13 protein-coding genes, 1 other RNA gene and 1 other annotated feature are annotated in these 16,097 nt (G+C 42.4%); of the genes, 1 reads left to right on the top strand and 13 read right to left on the bottom strand.

What is annotated here, in order from left to right:
* Positions 1–30 precede the first annotated feature (30 nt).
* The 5 genes from MHI11_RS06405 to MHI11_RS06385 all read right to left on the bottom strand — a co-directional run bounded on the left by MHI11_RS06405 (position 31) and on the right by MHI11_RS06385 (position 4,759).
* Positions 31–795, bottom strand: a complete 765-nt coding sequence (locus MHI11_RS06405; protein ID WP_044140034.1) for a tRNA threonylcarbamoyladenosine dehydratase — start codon at positions 793–795, stop codon at positions 31–33.
* A 92-nt stretch (positions 796–887) separates the two neighbouring features.
* A non-coding RNA gene (gene ssrS / locus MHI11_RS06400) (6S RNA) lies at positions 888–1,068 on the bottom strand.
* 77 nt (positions 1,069–1,145) lie between these two features.
* Positions 1,146–2,924, bottom strand: a complete 1,779-nt coding sequence (gene aspS, locus MHI11_RS06395) for an aspartate--tRNA ligase (RefSeq protein ID WP_340960708.1) — start codon at positions 2,922–2,924, stop codon at positions 1,146–1,148.
* Between the two features lie 18 nt (positions 2,925–2,942).
* Entirely contained in the window at positions 2,943–4,217 is a 1,275-nt protein-coding gene (hisS, locus tag MHI11_RS06390) for a histidine--tRNA ligase (RefSeq protein ID WP_003216423.1), read from the bottom strand.
* A 73-nt stretch (positions 4,218–4,290) separates the two neighbouring features.
* Positions 4,291–4,530, bottom strand: a binding site (T-box leader).
* Between the two features lie 58 nt (positions 4,531–4,588).
* Entirely contained in the window at positions 4,589–4,759 is a 171-nt protein-coding gene (locus MHI11_RS06385) for a YrzK family protein (RefSeq protein ID WP_003216250.1), read from the bottom strand.
* 161 nt (positions 4,760–4,920) lie between these two features.
* On the opposite strand from MHI11_RS06385, the gene MHI11_RS06380 reads away from it, so the two are divergent.
* The gene (locus MHI11_RS06380; RefSeq protein WP_424177328.1) at positions 4,921–6,477 is read left to right on the top strand and encodes an SH3 domain-containing protein; all 1,557 of its coding nucleotides are present in this window, start codon (positions 4,921–4,923) and stop codon (positions 6,475–6,477) included.
* A gap of 96 nt (positions 6,478–6,573) precedes the next feature.
* Here MHI11_RS06380 and dtd read toward each other — a convergent pair whose 3' ends face one another.
* The 8 genes from dtd to MHI11_RS06340 form a co-directional block, all read right to left on the bottom strand.
* On the bottom strand, positions 6,574–7,017 hold the full coding sequence (dtd, locus tag MHI11_RS06375; RefSeq protein ID WP_044140029.1) for a D-aminoacyl-tRNA deacylase: 444 nt from the start codon (positions 7,015–7,017) through the stop codon (positions 6,574–6,576).
* A gap of 18 nt (positions 7,018–7,035) precedes the next feature.
* Positions 7,036–9,246 carry a RelA/SpoT family protein gene (locus MHI11_RS06370; protein WP_044140028.1) on the bottom strand — a complete coding sequence of 737 codons (2,211 nt, stop codon included), beginning with the start codon at positions 9,244–9,246 and terminating at the stop codon, positions 7,036–7,038.
* A gap of 142 nt (positions 9,247–9,388) precedes the next feature.
* Positions 9,389–9,901, bottom strand: a complete 513-nt coding sequence (locus MHI11_RS06365) for an adenine phosphoribosyltransferase (RefSeq protein WP_003216770.1) — start codon at positions 9,899–9,901, stop codon at positions 9,389–9,391.
* Between the two features lie 23 nt (positions 9,902–9,924).
* Positions 9,925–12,249, bottom strand: a complete 2,325-nt coding sequence (recJ, locus tag MHI11_RS06360) for a single-stranded-DNA-specific exonuclease RecJ (protein ID WP_340960706.1) — start codon at positions 12,247–12,249, stop codon at positions 9,925–9,927.
* Between the two features lie 81 nt (positions 12,250–12,330).
* Positions 12,331–12,684 carry a LapA family protein gene (locus MHI11_RS06355; RefSeq protein ID WP_340960704.1) on the bottom strand — a complete coding sequence of 118 codons (354 nt, stop codon included), beginning with the start codon at positions 12,682–12,684 and terminating at the stop codon, positions 12,331–12,333.
* Positions 12,685–12,786: 102 nt separating this feature from the next.
* Positions 12,787–13,275 (bottom strand): cation:proton antiporter regulatory subunit, encoded by a 489-nt coding sequence (locus MHI11_RS06350; protein ID WP_340960703.1) that lies wholly within the window; start codon positions 13,273–13,275, stop codon positions 12,787–12,789.
* Positions 13,276–13,461: 186 nt separating this feature from the next.
* Positions 13,462–15,690 (bottom strand): protein translocase subunit SecDF, encoded by a 2,229-nt coding sequence (gene secDF, locus MHI11_RS06345; protein WP_003216337.1) that lies wholly within the window; start codon positions 15,688–15,690, stop codon positions 13,462–13,464.
* A gap of 41 nt (positions 15,691–15,731) precedes the next feature.
* Positions 15,732–16,028, bottom strand: a complete 297-nt coding sequence (locus MHI11_RS06340) for a post-transcriptional regulator (protein ID WP_003216788.1) — start codon at positions 16,026–16,028, stop codon at positions 15,732–15,734.
* Positions 16,029–16,097: the final 69 nt, after the last annotated feature.

Here is a 16,097-nt window from a genome sequence, read left to right as displayed (position 1 = left end):
AAGCCCCCTGCCTATTAGCAGGTGGGCTGTTTATTTATCCTTCACACGTGTAATTGGAATATCTTTCAAAAGCTGCATAATGACATGACCACCCATGATCAATCCTGCAACAGACGGGACAAATGCATTGGATGATGGCGGCATTTGTGCCTTGCGAATCTTCGCTTCGTCATTTCCAACTTCTTTTCTGACATCTTCGCGAATCACAATCGGACTTTCATCAGAGAAGATGACTTCAATCCCTTTACGAATCCCTTCTTTGCGTAGGCGCGTTCTCACGACTTTTGCAATTGGGTCGGTATGTGTTTTTGAAATGTCATCAATTTTGAAGCGAGTCGGATCTGTTTTGTTTGCTGCTCCCATACTCGAAATGATGTTCACATTGCGTTTCAGACACTCTTTCATTAAATGAATTTTATAGTGAATCGTATCTGACGCATCGATGACATAATCAAGCGGATATTCAAAAAATTGCTCATATGTTTCCTCTGTATAAAACATCTTGAGTGCAACAACTTCACATTCTGGATTAATATCAGCGATTCTCGCCTGCATTAAGTCAACCTTTGGCTGACCAACAGTTGAAAGCAATGCTGGCAGCTGACGATTTACATTTGTAATATCAATATCATCTTTATCAACAAGAACAATACGGCCAACACCTGAACGAGCGAGTGCCTCAACTGCAAATGAACCAACGCCGCCCACACCAAGCACTGCCACTGTACTGTTTTTTAATATATCTAAGCCTTCCTTGCCAATGGCAAGCTCGTTTCTTGAAAACTGATGTAACAAGTGCCTCACTCCACCTTTATTTAAAATGAATCGAAAGAATCATATCATATTCAACCTTCTTCGTCATCCTTCTGAAAAAGAAAAAAACACAAAAAAGTCCCGACAACGCCGCCAGCTTTTCCTTCGTTTTGAACCCCGCACCATGCAGGTGGGTGCTTTCTTCCTGACTTTATAAGTCCTCTAAAGAGGCATTTATGCAGAAAGGAAAGGCAAGCTCCCGTATAAAAAAATGTTCGGTCAAAACTAGGTAACCACCGTACGTATCAGGACTTTATTTATTGATTGAAGAAAGCATATCATAGGCATGCCGCTTTTTCAAGCGTTTACATGCCTATATCCATGCGTCTATTTTACTGTTTTACTTTTGTTTTAATGGCTAAACTTAGCTCATCAAGCTGCGCTTCGCTCACATGGCCTGGAGCATCTGTTAACACGCAGCTCGCACTTGCCGTTTTCGGGAACGCAATCGTGTCTCTCAGGTTAGAGCGGCCGGCAAGCAGCATCACTAAGCGGTCAAGACCAAGCGCGATTCCGCCATGCGGAGGAACACCGTGCTCAAAAGCATCTAGAAGGAAGCCGAATTGTTCATAAGCCTCTTCTTTTGAAAACCCAAGTAAGCTAAACATTTTTTCTTGAATGTCCTTTTCGAAAATACGAATCGAACCTCCGCCAAGCTCATAGCCATTCAGGACAAGATCGTATGCCTGTGCCTTCATGTCTTCTGGGCTTGTCTCAATTAATTCAAGATCGTCGCGTACTGGCATTGTGAAAGGATGATGGGCAGCATAGAAGCGTCCTTCTTCTTCATCTTTTTCAAGCAGCGGCCAATCAACAACCCATAAGAAGTTGAAGACAGACTCATCGATGAGTTCAAGCTCTTTACCGAGTTTTAGGCGAAGGGCGCCAAGTGCGTCATGGACAACAGACGTCTTATCTGCAACAAAGAGTAAAAGGTCGCCTTCTTCGACTTGAAGCTGCTCTTTTAATTCTGCTTGCTTTGCTTCGTCAAAGAATTTAGCAATCGGCCCTTTTAATTCTGTCCCTTCTGCTTTAAGCCAAGCTAGACCTTTTGCACCGTAGTTCGCAGCAAATGCACCAAGGGCATCAATGTCCTTTCTTGAGTAGTTCGCTGCAGCCCCTTTGACATTGATGGCTTTCACAGCTCCACCATTTTTTACAGCTCCGCTAAAGACTTTGAAATCAGAGTCTTTTACCGTGTCTGAAATGTTGACAAGCTTCATCTCAAAACGTGTATCTGGTTTATCAGATCCATAAGAATTCATCGCTTCATCATAAGTCATGCGAGGTAATGGCAATGTTAACTCTACGCCTTTGACATCTTTCATCACCTTTGCCATCATCTCTTCTGCAAGCGTCATAATGTCCTCTTGACTCATAAAGGACATTTCGATATCGACTTGTGTGAATTCCGGCTGACGGTCAGCACGCAAGTCTTCATCTCTAAAGCAGCGGGCAATTTGATAGTATCGATCCATTCCTGAGACCATCAGCAATTGTTTAAATAATTGCGGAGACTGAGGCAAGGCATAGAACTCTCCTTCGTGTACACGGCTTGGAACAAGATAGTCACGTGCACCCTCTGGCGTACTTTTAGTTAAAATCGGTGTTTCAATATCTAGAAAGCCGTTGTCATCTAAGAAATGGCGGAATGCTCTTGTGACTTCATGTCGCATTTTCATCGTTTCAAACATAGCAGGACGGCGAAGGTCTAAGTAACGGTATTTTAAGCGCACATCTTCTGATACCTCTTCCGCTTGATCTGAAATGACAAAAGGAGGGGTCTTCGCTTCATTTAACACGCTGACCGTTTCGACTTGTATTTCAATTTTCCCTGTTTTTAGATTTGGATTGATCGTTGCTTCTTCTCTTGCGACAACCGTTCCTTTAATATCAAGGACATATTCATTACGAATCGATTCTGCTGTCTCGAGTGCCTCTTTTGAAAGGTCTGGATTGAAAACAGCTTGTACAATTCCTGTACGGTCACGCAGATCAATAAAGATTAGTCCGCCAAGGTCACGTCTTTTTTGAACCCACCCTTTTAATACAACGGTTTGACCGATTTGGTCTTCTGTTACTTCTCCACAATAAAAAGTTCTACCAAACACAAACATTCCACTCCTTCTTTACGCCTTCTTGTGGGCCTTCATCATTTGAATCAGCTCATCAAGCTTCACTTCAATTTGTTCACCCGTTGTCGTATCTTTTACATTCACAATGTGCTGCGCCAGCTCATCTTCACCAAGGACAGCAATAAACTTGGCTTTTAATCGATCAGCCGCTTTAAATTGTCCTTTTAATTTCTTCCCTGTATAGTCCATTTCACTTGAAATGCCTTCTTTTCTCAGACGATTTAATAATGAAACAGCGTAATCTTTCGCATCATCACCGAGTGCAGCAATGTATAGATCAATGCCATCTTGCAGTGGAAGATCAATCCCTTCAGCATCGATTGCTGATAGGAAACGCTCAATACTCATCGCAAAACCGATTCCTGGTGATTCAGGACCGCCAATTCCTTCAACAAGTCCATCATATCGGCCTCCGCCGGCTAATGTGGTAATCGCACCAAAGCCTTCAGCATTACTCATGATCTCAAATGCCGTGTGATTGTAGTAATCAAGGCCGCGCACTAAGTTCGGATCGACGACATATTCAACGCCTATATCTGTTAAGTATTGTTTGACCTTTTCAAAATAAGTCCGTGATTCATCATTTAAGTAATCTTGAATGGATGGAGCCGTTGCCATCAATTCGTGGTCACGATCCTTTTTACAATCAAGAATTCGCAGCGGATTTTGATGTAAACGGGTTTGACAGTCATGACAGAATTCATCGATTCTTGGCTCAAAGTGCTCAACAAGTGCCTTGCGGTAATCTGCACGGCTCTCTTTGTCACCAAGGCTGTTAATGACGAGCTTTAAGTTTGAAAGACCTGCTTTCTCATAAACACTCATCGCAAGGGAAATAACTTCTGCATCAATGGCTGGATCCTTTGAACCGATCGCTTCAATCCCAAACTGATAAAATTGACGATATCTTCCCGTTTGCGGACGTTCATAGCGGAACATCGGCCCAATGTAATACAGCTTTGTTGGCTGCGCCGGCTGTGCAAATAATTTATTTTCAACATAAGAACGTACGGTTGATGCCGTTCCCTCTGGACGAAGGGTGATGCTGCGTCCCTTTTTATCTTCAAATGTATACATCTCTTTTTGAACGATATCGGTTGATTCGCCTACTCCCCGTGCAAACAGCTCTGTATGCTCAAAAATCGGTGTGCGGATTTCTTTGTATTGAAAGGCCGCACATGTATCTCTTGCAATTTGTTCAACATACTGCCAGCGTTCTGACTCTCCAGGTAAAATATCCTGTGTGCCTCTTGGAATATTAAAACTCATTTTTCGTCCTCCTACGACCATCATTCATTTTTTATGTGGACATATAAAAAACCCCCGCCTCTACTATGTGTATAGTAGGGACGAGAGTTATACCCGTGGTGCCACCCTAGTTGGAACATGATCTAGCCATGTTCCCGCTCAAATCCTTAACGCAGATTCACGTTCTCCGCCTATTGACTCATTTTTAGAGCGTTCAGCAGGAAACCTACAGAGTGTTCTTTCGTGATAAATGCCATGCGGATTCGCTTTCAGCCTAAGGCGATTCCTCTCTGCTCACGCAATTTACCCTACTATTCTCTATCATCAGTTCCACATTTTAAATTTTCAAGTGTGTTGATTTATATTATAATAAGGTCGGTGCTGCCACTCTGTCAACCCTTGCCGTGCCTCTTTTTCTTTTCCAGCTCTTCTTTTGACGTACATCCGTATTCAGATGCGGTTTCTTCAAGGAAGCCTGGTTGATCCATTTCGTCGTGCTGCCAGCGATCGATATCACGATGTCCATTATATTGCACTCGTCCTAATTTTCTGCTTAATCTCATGTTTGTACATCCTTTTATCACGTTTTTATTTAGTATAAACAGATTGATTCATTTTTATTAGGAAAACTGCAAGGAATTAGACCATTACATAACGAATTTACATTCATCGGTTTTACAAGGGAGGGGAAAACACCGTTTTGAAACTAAAAAAACACAATCAAATGATGATGCTGCTTACCTGTTTTGTTCTCATTGCAAGTACTTTGCCTATGGCACATGCTACAGCACAAACAGATCAAGCTGTGGTCGCTACAGATGAAATTAATGTGAGAACGGGCCCTGGCTTAAGCTATGGAATCGCAGCTGTTGTGAAGCGCGGGGAAAGCTATCCCATTCTCACGAAACAAGGAGAATGGGTGCAGATCGGGCTATCGAACGGTCAAAAAGGGTGGGTCGTCTCATGGCTGATTACGACATCATCTGGCGGCCAAAACTCAGCTAAGCCAAAGACGCAAAATCAAAGCTCGGCAGGCAGCAATTCCATTACATCGACAGCCTCCGATCTTCGTATACGGACAGGCCCTGGGACTTCCTATCAAGTCGTCGGAACTTTCCCGCAAGGCGCTTCCGCTAAAAAGCTGCAGACAAGCGGCGAATGGACAAAAATTTCGTATAAACAAGCAGTAGGCTGGGTTCACTCTGATTATGTGTCAGGCGGCCAAAAAGCTGCTCAATCAAGCTCTAGCGAGTCCTCTCGCTCTAAACAGACAGGCACAGTTGGCGTATCGAGCTTGAATGTAAGGCAATCGGCGGCACCAAATGCACAAGTCGTCGCTTCACTTGCCCGCAACACACAGATCACCATTTTGCGCGAGCAGAACGGTTGGTATGAAATTGAGGCAAAAGGCGTGAAAGGCTGGGCAGCAAGCTATTACATCGTCACAAGCAATGGAGCGAGTTCGGCTGGTGAAAAGAATCCATCTTCTTCGGCTTCCCAAAAGAAAGCGTACATTGTCTACGATGGCACCAACATTCGAAAAAGTGCTTCTACCTCTGCTCAGATTGCAGAAAGAGCCACAAAAGGCGCTGCCTATCAAATTGTTCGCACGCAAGGTGACTGGTACGAGGTGACGTTATCAAACGGCGGAACTGGTTATGTAGCAAGCTGGGTCGTTCAAACGAATAAAAATAGCAGCGAGGCACCAAGACCACAGCAGGATTCTTCATCAGGAACTGGTTCTTTAAAAGGAAAAACGATTGTTCTTGATCCAGGTCATGGCGGAAAAGACAGCGGCACGATTGGAGCAGATGGTGCGTTTGAGAAGAACATTACCATCAAAACCGCCAATTTACTGGCAGGCAAATTAAGGGCTTCTGGTGCAAATGTTTATTTAACAAGAAGTGAAGATACTTTTATCAGCCTTCAATCGAGGGTTGCAACATCTCATTACAGAAATGCAGATGCATTTATTAGTCTTCATTATGATAGTTTTATGGACCCAAGTGTCAGAGGAAGTACGGCATATTATTATCAAGCAGCAAAAGACCAGCAATTAGCGACAAACGTTCATACAGAAGTCGCTAAACGCTCTCAAATCCCTGATAAGGGTGTCAAATTCGGAGATTATTTTGTGTTAAGAGAAAACAAACGTCCTTCTCTTTTATATGAACTCGGCTATTTAAGCAATCCTCAGGAGGAAGCCATCATTTATAGCGCCTCTTACCAAGAACGAGTCACAGAAGGAATGACAGAAGGATTAAAACAATATTTCCGCTAGAAAAAAGAGGCCACTGCGCCTCTTTTTTGTTTGACCGCAAAAGAAAAAGACTCTAAACAAACTCCTGCAAGAGTTTATCTACAGTCTAAAGTGAATCTATTCTTTGCTATCCATCCAGATAGTGACAGGCCCTGAATTGGTCAATGACACATCCATCATCGCGCCAAAGCGGCCAGTTTCTACATGAATGCCTTTTTCTCTAAGGGCTTTATTGAAACTTTCGTAAAGGGCGTTCGCAGCATCTGGCTTGGCTGCTTTCATAAAATTTGGCCTTCTGCCCTTTCTCGTATCACCATAAAGAGTAAACTGAGACACAGACAGCACGCTTCCTTTTACATCCAATAACGAATGATTCATTTTCCCGTTTTCATCCTCAAAAATACGTAAATGTGCAAGCTTATCAGCTAAATAATGCACATCTTCTTCTGTATCTTCGTGTGTGACACCAACGAGTACCATATATCCTTCATTGATGGCACCTGTGATCTCTTCTTCTACCTTCACAGATGCACTTGTCACACGCTGCACAACAAGCCTCATAGACGATATACTTCCTTTCTAATTCATGAATCGGCGAACAGAGTAGATGTCTTTGATTTGTTTAATGCGTTCTACCACTTTGTGCAAATGGTTAATGTTTTGGATAAAGATCGCCATATGGATCGTCGCCACTTTGTTACGGTCAGACTTACCAGAAACCGAAGAGATGTTCGTTTTGGTTTCGTTGACTGCTTGAAGCACCTCATTGAGTAATCCGCGTCTATCATATCCTAGTATTTCAATTTCCACATTGTATTCTTTACGGTTTCGAGCAGGCTGTTCGTGCTCCCACTCTACCGGAATTAACCGTTCTTGCGCTTCTCCTGTCTTCACGTTCGGACAGTCATCACGGTGAACAGATACGCCTCGGCCTTTCGTAATAAAACCAACAATGCTATCACCGGGAACAGGGTTACAGCACTTAGATAAGCGGACAAGCAGGTTATCTATCCCTTTGACTCTTACACCTGCTTCTCGTTTCTTCCCGTGATATGTCTTTGGCTCTACTGTCACTTCTTGAACCGTTTTTTCTTGTTCTTCTTGATCTCTTTGTTTTCTTTCTTTTTCAGTTAAACGATTGGCGACTTGGAGTGCAGTAATTCCGTTATAACCAACCGCTGCATACATGTCCTCTTCGTTTGAAAAATTAAATTTGTCAGCCACTTTTTGCAGGTTTTCAGCTGTCAGGATGTCTTTGACATCAAACTCAAGGTTTTTGATTTCTTTCTCCACGAGTTCTCGGCCTTTTTCGACATTTTCTTCACGGCGCTGTTTTTTGAAAAACTGTCTGATCTTGTGCTTCGCTTGGGAGGTTTGGGCAAGTTTAACCCAATCCTGACTTGGTCCATAGCTGTGCTTTGACGTCAGAATTTCAATAATGTCACCTGTTTTCAATTTATGATCGAGCGTGACCATCTTTCCGTTGACCTTCGCACCGATCGTTTTGTTCCCAATTTCCGAGTGAATCCGGTAAGAGAAGTCAATCGGCACGGAACCCGATGGCAGTTCAATGACGTCTCCTTTTGGAGTAAAGACAAACACCATATCAGAGAAGAGATCGATCTTTAACGATTCCATAAACTCTTCTGCATCTGTCGATTCATTTTGGAATTCAAGGATTTCTCTAAACCAAGAGAGCTTCTTCTGGAAGACAGCTTCCTCCGTTGATTCTGCTGACTCTTTTCCTTCTTTGTATGCCCAGTGCGCAGCAATTCCGTACTCTGCAATTTCATGCATTTCCACTGTTCGGATTTGAACTTCAAGCGGGTCACCTTTTGGCCCAATCACTGTTGTATGAAGCGATTGGTACATGTTCGGCTTTGGCATTGCAATATAATCCTTAAACCTGCCTGGCATCGGCTTCCAGCATGTATGGATAATCCCGAGCACGGCATAGCAGTCTTTAATGCTGTCAACCAAAATACGAACGGCCAGCAGATCATAAATTTCATTAAACTGCTTATTTTGCAGGACCATTTTGCGATAAATACTATAAATATGCTTTGGTCTTCCGGAAAATTCAGCCTTGATGTTTACCTCTGACACACGATCTTTTACTTCATTGACAACCTCATCCAAGTATTCCTCACGTTCAGCTCGTTTGCGCTTCATGAGATTCACGATCCGGTAATACTGCTGCGGATTTAAGTAACGGAGTGCTGTATCTTCAAGCTCCCACTTAATCTTTGAAATCCCTAATCTGTGCGCAAGCGGTGCAAAGATTTCAAGGGTTTCATTTGAAATTCTACGCTGCTTTTCCTGAGGAAGATGTTTGAGCGTTCTCATATTGTGCAGACGGTCTGCCAGTTTAATCAAGATGACGCGTATATCCTGCGCCATTGCCACAAACATTTTTCGATGGTTTTCGGCCTGCTGTTCTTCTTGTGATTTATATTTAATCTTCCCGAGCTTTGTTACACCATCAACAAGCATCGCAACTTCTTCGTTAAAATACTCTTTTAAATCCTGTAATGTCACATCTGTATCCTCAACAACATCGTGCAGGAAACCGCCTGCAATGGTCGATGGGTCCATTTCAAGGTCAACAAGAATCCCCGCCACTTGAATTGGATGGATAATATAAGGCTCACCAGACTTCCGGTATTGCTCCTTATGTGCATTTTCAGCATATTCATATGCTCGCTCTATAAATTGAATATGTTCAGCGGACAGGTATTCTCTTGCCTTGTCAATGACCTGCTGCGCCGTTAAAACTTGTTCGTTCGCCATGGAATCACCTTTTTAAATGAAAACTGTATTGTAGTTTATTATCAAGAAAAATTCGATAGATGTAAAGAGAAGAAGTCCGCTAAAAGATTTTTGATAGGAAAAAAGCACCCTTCTTACCGAGTGCTTTTTTCGTAAAACTCCATTAGTATTGCATTAACGTCAAGATGTCGTAACCGTCAAGCTTCTTTCTGCCGTCCAGATACGTCAGCTCAATCAAGAATGCAATTCCTGCCACAACGCCGCCCAATTCCTCTACAAGCTTGATGGACGCTTCAATTGTTCCACCAGTCGCAAGTAAGTCATCTGTAATCAATACACGTTGACCAGGACGAATCGCATCTTTATGAATCGTTAATACATCTTTCCCATATTCTAAGCCGTATTCGACTTTAACGACTTCACGAGGAAGCTTTCCTTCTTTACGAACCGGTGCAAAACCTACACCAAGTGCGTATGCTACAGGGCAGCCAATAATGAATCCACGCGCTTCAGGTCCAACAATGAGATCAATGTCTCTTTCCTTCGCGTATTCAACGATTTGATCCGTTGCATAACGGTACACTTCGCCTTTATCCATTAACGTTGTAATATCTTTAAATTGTACACCTTCCTTTGGGTAGTCAGGTACAACTGTCACATATTGTTTTAAATCCATCTTTTCCTTTTCCTCCTCGTACGTCAAAGCACAGGTGAGACTTCGCTCATCATGCTATTCAGCCATTCCTTCAGCTCTTTGGCTGAGGAATATGTTAGTGTTTGATCGAGTTCCATCAATCGTTGTTTTGCTGTATAGGATGCTGATGCTGTTAAATCTTTTTTAGGGGCATCACGTACTATTGACAGCACACCATTCTCTATTTTAACAAAACCGAGTTCAAAAAACACCTTTGTCATAAAAATCATTGTATCTTTTGTCCAGCCTCTATGTTTCGCAAGCTCCATTCCTTGTTCCTTGAGAGGGAAACTTCCTCGTTTTAACAAGAATCCATAAAACCATTTGAATTGATCACGGCTAGGGAAAGCGGACATGAAATGATCTTCTTTTCTTTGGAAAACCGTATAAACTCTAGCTGGCTTTTGGTTTTCTAACAGCTGCCTTAGCAAGTGTTCATCTGCAGGAACATCTGCAAAGACGACATACTTGCCTTCTACATCGAATGTTGAAACATTTTCTGCATGGACATGATGAATCGGGATTTTGACTTCCTGTTTTGTTTCTTCGTCAAAACAGACCACCACATATTTTTCTGGATCAAGCGTGGAGATGGTCTTTTCCCAATCCTTTTTGCCGCGCAAATCAAACAGCTGCCATTCATCTACTCGGGCATCTTTTAGCATGAGCTGTGGTTTCTTCCGGTTATTCCATTCATTGATGGACATTTCACCAATGACGGAAATGCGGCTACCTGTGACAACTTCTTCTTTTAATTGACCTTGATGAAAACCGACACAGTCAAGCAGCTTATCTTCATCTTTCAGAGACATTTTAATATGATTCTGATTTGCTCCAATTGTTCGGATTTCTTCAAGTCTCACATCTTCAATCATGATGAACGGCTTTGGATTCTGCATGCCAAATGGTGACAGCATCCCCACTTCTTCAATCGCTTCAACCGTCAATTCGTCTACCTTGCATACAGCATCAACCCGCTGAATCGGAATAAAATCTTCTTCTGTCAACGTTTCATTCGCATATTGATTTAATCTTTCCCTTAGTAAAGGAACATCATTCGCCCGAAGTGTCATACCCGCAGCCATCGGGTGCCCGCCGAAATGCGGCAGAATGTCGCGGCATTTGCTTAAATGGAAAAATAGATCGAAGCCAGGAATACTCCGCGCTGATCCTTTTGCCATTTGCGTCTCTTCATCTATTCCAAGTACAATCGCCGGACGAGAAAATTTATCCGTCAATTTAGAGGCAACAATTCCGACAACACCCGGATTCCAGCCAGCTTTCGCTACAACGATTGCAGACTGGTCATCACCTGTCTCTTCCACCATTTGAATGGCTTCTTCTGTGATCGTACTCACAATTTTTTGACGTTCTTTATTCAGTTCTTGTACAAAACGAGCGAGTTCTTCTGCTTCATCCTTATCCTCTGTCATGAGAAGATGAACAGCTGGATCGGCCTGTTCAATTCGCCCTACAGCATTCAGCCTTGGCGCAATTTGAAAGCCGACCGTTTCCTCATTTGCTTCTTCAAGAGTAGCACCTGCTTCTTTCAATAACGCCTTCAGCCCCGGTCTATTCGACTGCCTAAGCTGCATAAGCCCTTTTTTAGCGAGCCATCTATTCTCATCATGAAGCGGCACAAGATCCGCTATTGTCCCAATTGCCGCAAGATCTAACAGCTGAGTTGGCAGCTTTCCAAGAAGAGCATGCGCCACTTTAAACGCTACGCCTACACCGGCAAGTTCTTTAAACGGATACTCACATCCCGGCTGCTTAGGATGGACAATCGCAAGTGCCTCAGGAAGCTCCTCACTTGGTTCATGATGATCTGTAATGATCAGGTCTAACCCTATTTCTTTTGCAATACGTGCTTCATTTACAGCTGCAATGCCTGTATCGACGGTGATGACAAGCGATGCGCCTTGCTCTTTGATATATCGAAAAGCCTGTTCATTAGGCCCATAGCCTTCTTTAAATCGATCTGGAATATAAAAATCTACTTTCGCAAACAACTCTTTTAATGTATGTAAAAGCACAGACGTACTTGTCACACCATCCGCATCATAGTCTCCGAAGATCACAATCGATTCCTGCTCTTCGATCGCTTTGTTGATGCGCTCTACTGTCTCTTTCATTCCTTTTAAAAGAAATGGATCATGAAATTCGGCTTTTTGATCAAATAAAAAAGACCTCGCTTCTTCTACTTCTTCGAGTCCTCTTTTTACAAGAAGCGATGCAGTCAGCGCTGAAATATTCAGATTTTCAGAGAGTGATTTCACTTTTTCTTCGCTTGGATGTTCATATTCCCAGCGCATTTTGGATAATAACATAAATTCACCCCTCAACCACACTATTATACTAGAGTGGCCTGAGGGGTTTCAATTTTTATTTTATGAAAATGTGCTGGAAGATTATTTTTCCTTCCGGTCAAATGATGCTGGCTGTTCTTTTAAAGGCGTCACATTCGGTTTCTTTTGAACGTCTCTATCGACCTTTTTATTCGAAACAGCAGGTGCAGGTGCGGCTGCACGCTCAGCTTTTAAAGCCTTTAGTTCACGTTTTAGTTTCACAATTTGGAAGATCCCTGCAAAAGCCACAATGAGTCCGCCCATGAGCACAGAACCAATAATGACAAGAATCAGCGGCCATTCAGCCGATCCAAATAAGTAGTCAACTTGCACTGGCCGCACATTGATCACGGCAAATACTGAGACAATTAATACGAAAATAAATGCGAGTATGATGGTCCATTGTTGTTTGTTCATCTACATATCCCCCAAGCTTTTTCTTTTATTCTTCCCTTTTTATTGTCCTTTTTAAACACAGAAAGAAATGAGCGGAAGAAAATCTATCAGCATAGGCATGAATTAGCTGCTGAGTTTTTTTAAAATGAGATTCTTTATTTCTTGTCTTTCTCCAGAAATAACAAGGGTATCCCCTTCTTCAATGACCGTTTCAGGTCCTGGATTTAACATTTTCTCATATGATTTTCTCACGATAGCGATGACTGTTACTTGATCATATTGGCGGACACTCAGGTCACCGATGGTTTGCTGAACAGCTGGTGCATTCTTTTCAATCTTAAACCATTCAATCATCAGTTCATCAATGGCTACTTCTACAGTTTCAAACGCTTTCGGCTTATATACCATGCCGCCTAAGATCGCTGCAATTTGTCTTGTTTCTTCATCGTTTAGCAAGATACCAGAAATAGATTCTCCATGATCGTCCTCTTGAAAATGATACATTTCTCTCCTGCCGTCATCGTGTGTAATAATGGCAAGCTTCTCATTATTTCTTGTGATCATTTCGGCTTTGTGACCGATACCTGGCAGTTCAGTTTCCCGAACCTTCATAACAGCCCCTTCAATGAATAAAGCCAAATGCCTCAAACGGACACTTGCTCTCTATACTGGTCTAAGCGTATGTCATTATAGCAAAAGACCATTTCAATATCAATGATACCCGAAATGTTTTTTCGAATCGTCTTATTTTCGGAAAAACTAAAGAAAAAAGACTGCCGCTTGGGCAGTCTCACTCAATTAAATATCTTGCTCAGTATCAATCTTCGCCGGTTTTTTCATCTCACGGCCTTTCCACATGAGCCAAATTTGCGCTGCGATATATAGAGATGAGTACACCCCTGTTAACAGACCGACAAGTAAGGCGATGGAGAAGTTTGTAATTGACGCTGATCCAAAGATAAGCAGTGCGATCACAACGACAAGTACGGTTAATACCGTGTTGACAGATCGCGTAAAGGTTTGCTGTAAACTTAAGTTCACAATGTACGATAGATCTTCAATCGTTTTTGGTTTGCGCTTCTTCATTTGTTCACGAACCCTGTCAAAGGTGACGATCGTGTCGTTGATCGAATATCCGATGACTGTGAGGATCGCCGCAATGAAGGTGACATCCACCTCTAAACGCGTAATACTAAAGAAGGCCACGATAAAGAACGCGTCATACAGCAGTGAAATAATCGCTGCAATGGCCATTTTATATTCAAATCGAACGGATACATATAAAATGATCCCGATTGAAGCAATGATGACAGCATATAATGCATTTCGGGCAAGTTCTTTCCCAACAGTCGGAGACACTGTACTTACGTTCGGCTCCGTTCCGTATTTATCTTTGAAGTAATCTTTCACTTCAGCAATCTTTTCTTTGTTCGGCACACCGACAAATCTCGCTGCTGCCTGATTTTCTTTTTGACCCGATAACACGACACTGTCTGTCTCAAGGTCCAGCTTTTTAAAGTCTTGCTCGACTTGTTCAGTTGACAGCTTGTGATCACTTTGGATATCAATTCTAGTTCCACTTGTAAAGTCAATTCCCGCATTCAGCTTGAAGATGGAAAGAACGATGATTCCCGCAATGGTGATAGTAGCTGAGAAAATCATAAATCCTTTACGTTTGCTGACGAAATCCCACTTATCAAATGGCGTTTTTGGCTCGGTGGTTTCTGTTGTTTCATGAATGTTCATAATGTCTTTTTGACGAACACCAAACCAGCCTTTTCTCCGGTCAAGATAGCGGCTTTCAACAAGAAGACCGAGAAGGAATCTTGATAGGAAGACAGCTGTGATAAAGCTAGTTAAAATCGATAGGATGAGCATCGTTGCAAATCCTTTTACCGAGCTTGTCCCGAAGAAGAACAGCACGCCGCCGGCAATAATACTTGTTAAGTTTGCATCAAAGATGGTTGCAAATGATCGGCGGTTCCCTGATCTGAAAGCAGAACGGACTGATTTGCCGAGCTTGAGCTCTTCTTTGATCCGCTCATAAGTAATAATGTTGGCATCAACAGCCATCCCTACCCCTAGAATCAATGCCGCAATTCCAGGCAGCGTCATGACTGCACCCATCCAGTCAAACACTTGAAGCGTAATGTAGATATAAGCTGAAAGTGTGATGACAGCGATAAGACCAGGTAATCGGTAATAAAGCAGCATGAATAAGAAGATAAATGCGATTCCTACAATTCCTGCGAACACTGTTTCGTCCAGTGCTTGTTCACCAAACTGTGCACTCACAGATGTTGAATATTTTTCAGTTAATTTCACTGGCAATGCCCCAGCATTTAAAATACTTGCAAGGTCCTTTGCCTCTTGAACAGTAAATTTCCCTTCAATTTGCACGTCACTGCTGTTAATTTCTTGATTCACATTCGGCGCAGAGACATATTTGTGGTTTGATTTTGAGACTTCTTTTTTGAAGGAATCTCCTTTGTGGTAATCAAGCCAAATGACAAGCTGGTTATTCGGCGCCATCGCCGCTACTTTTCTTGTGACGTCACCAAATTTTTTCGCATCCTTTAGTTTAACCGTCACAATTGGCTCATTCGTTTGACTGAATGTTTGTTTTGCACTGTTTTCGACCAGGTCAGCCCCGTTAAGGAGTTCTTTATCATTCGTATCTCTGAAGGATAGCTGTGCTTCAGTGGAAAGAATCTCCCTAGCCCTGTTTTGATCTTTTACTCCCGCAAGCTGCACGCGGATACGATTGTTGCCTTCAATCGAGATGTTCGGCTCACTTACACCTAGCACATTGGCTCTTCGGTTTAAAGCCTCCACTGTACTGACGAGGACACTATTTGTGATTTTATCCTCTTTTTTCACTGGATGTACATCATACAGGACTTCAAATCCACCCTGCAAATCCAGCCCTAGCGTCATATCTTTCGCAACAGGCTTTGTTAGTAAGCCTACGCCAGTTCCGATTAACAGAACCACTAAGAAAAACGCAAGAATGCGCCCTTTTTTCATTATGTATTTCCTCCTTAAACACCTGAATCCATTAAGATGGCTTATTTCAACAGTTCATCTAGCATATTCTTGCCATCTTCACTGTCCAAAAAAGCAGACGTTTTAAACGACTGAACGGTTGCATAGTTCATAAATTCGCCAATTTTCACAGATAAAATATCTGCAACCATTTCATGAATCGGATACTCTTGTTTTTTCTTCCACTTCTTATTCTCTAAGTATGACCATAATTCCTCTAAATCTACATCTTTATAGCCCAAAACGATGAATTCTTCAAGCTTACTGAACAGAAAAGGCTTTAAATGGTCTTTGTAAATTGCAGCCGGATGTTGTGTCAATGGGATGCTCCCCCTTTTCAGTTTTTATCGAGAGACTTGTCATGCTTGGACGATATACACGCATATCTT

Source organism: Bacillus sp. FSL K6-3312 (assembly GCF_038007485.1).
Taxonomy (GTDB): domain Bacteria; phylum Bacillota; class Bacilli; order Bacillales; family Bacillaceae; genus Bacillus; species Bacillus pumilus.
Note: the sequence above shows the minus strand (reverse complement) of the source record. Positions and strands in the feature narration are given on the sequence as shown.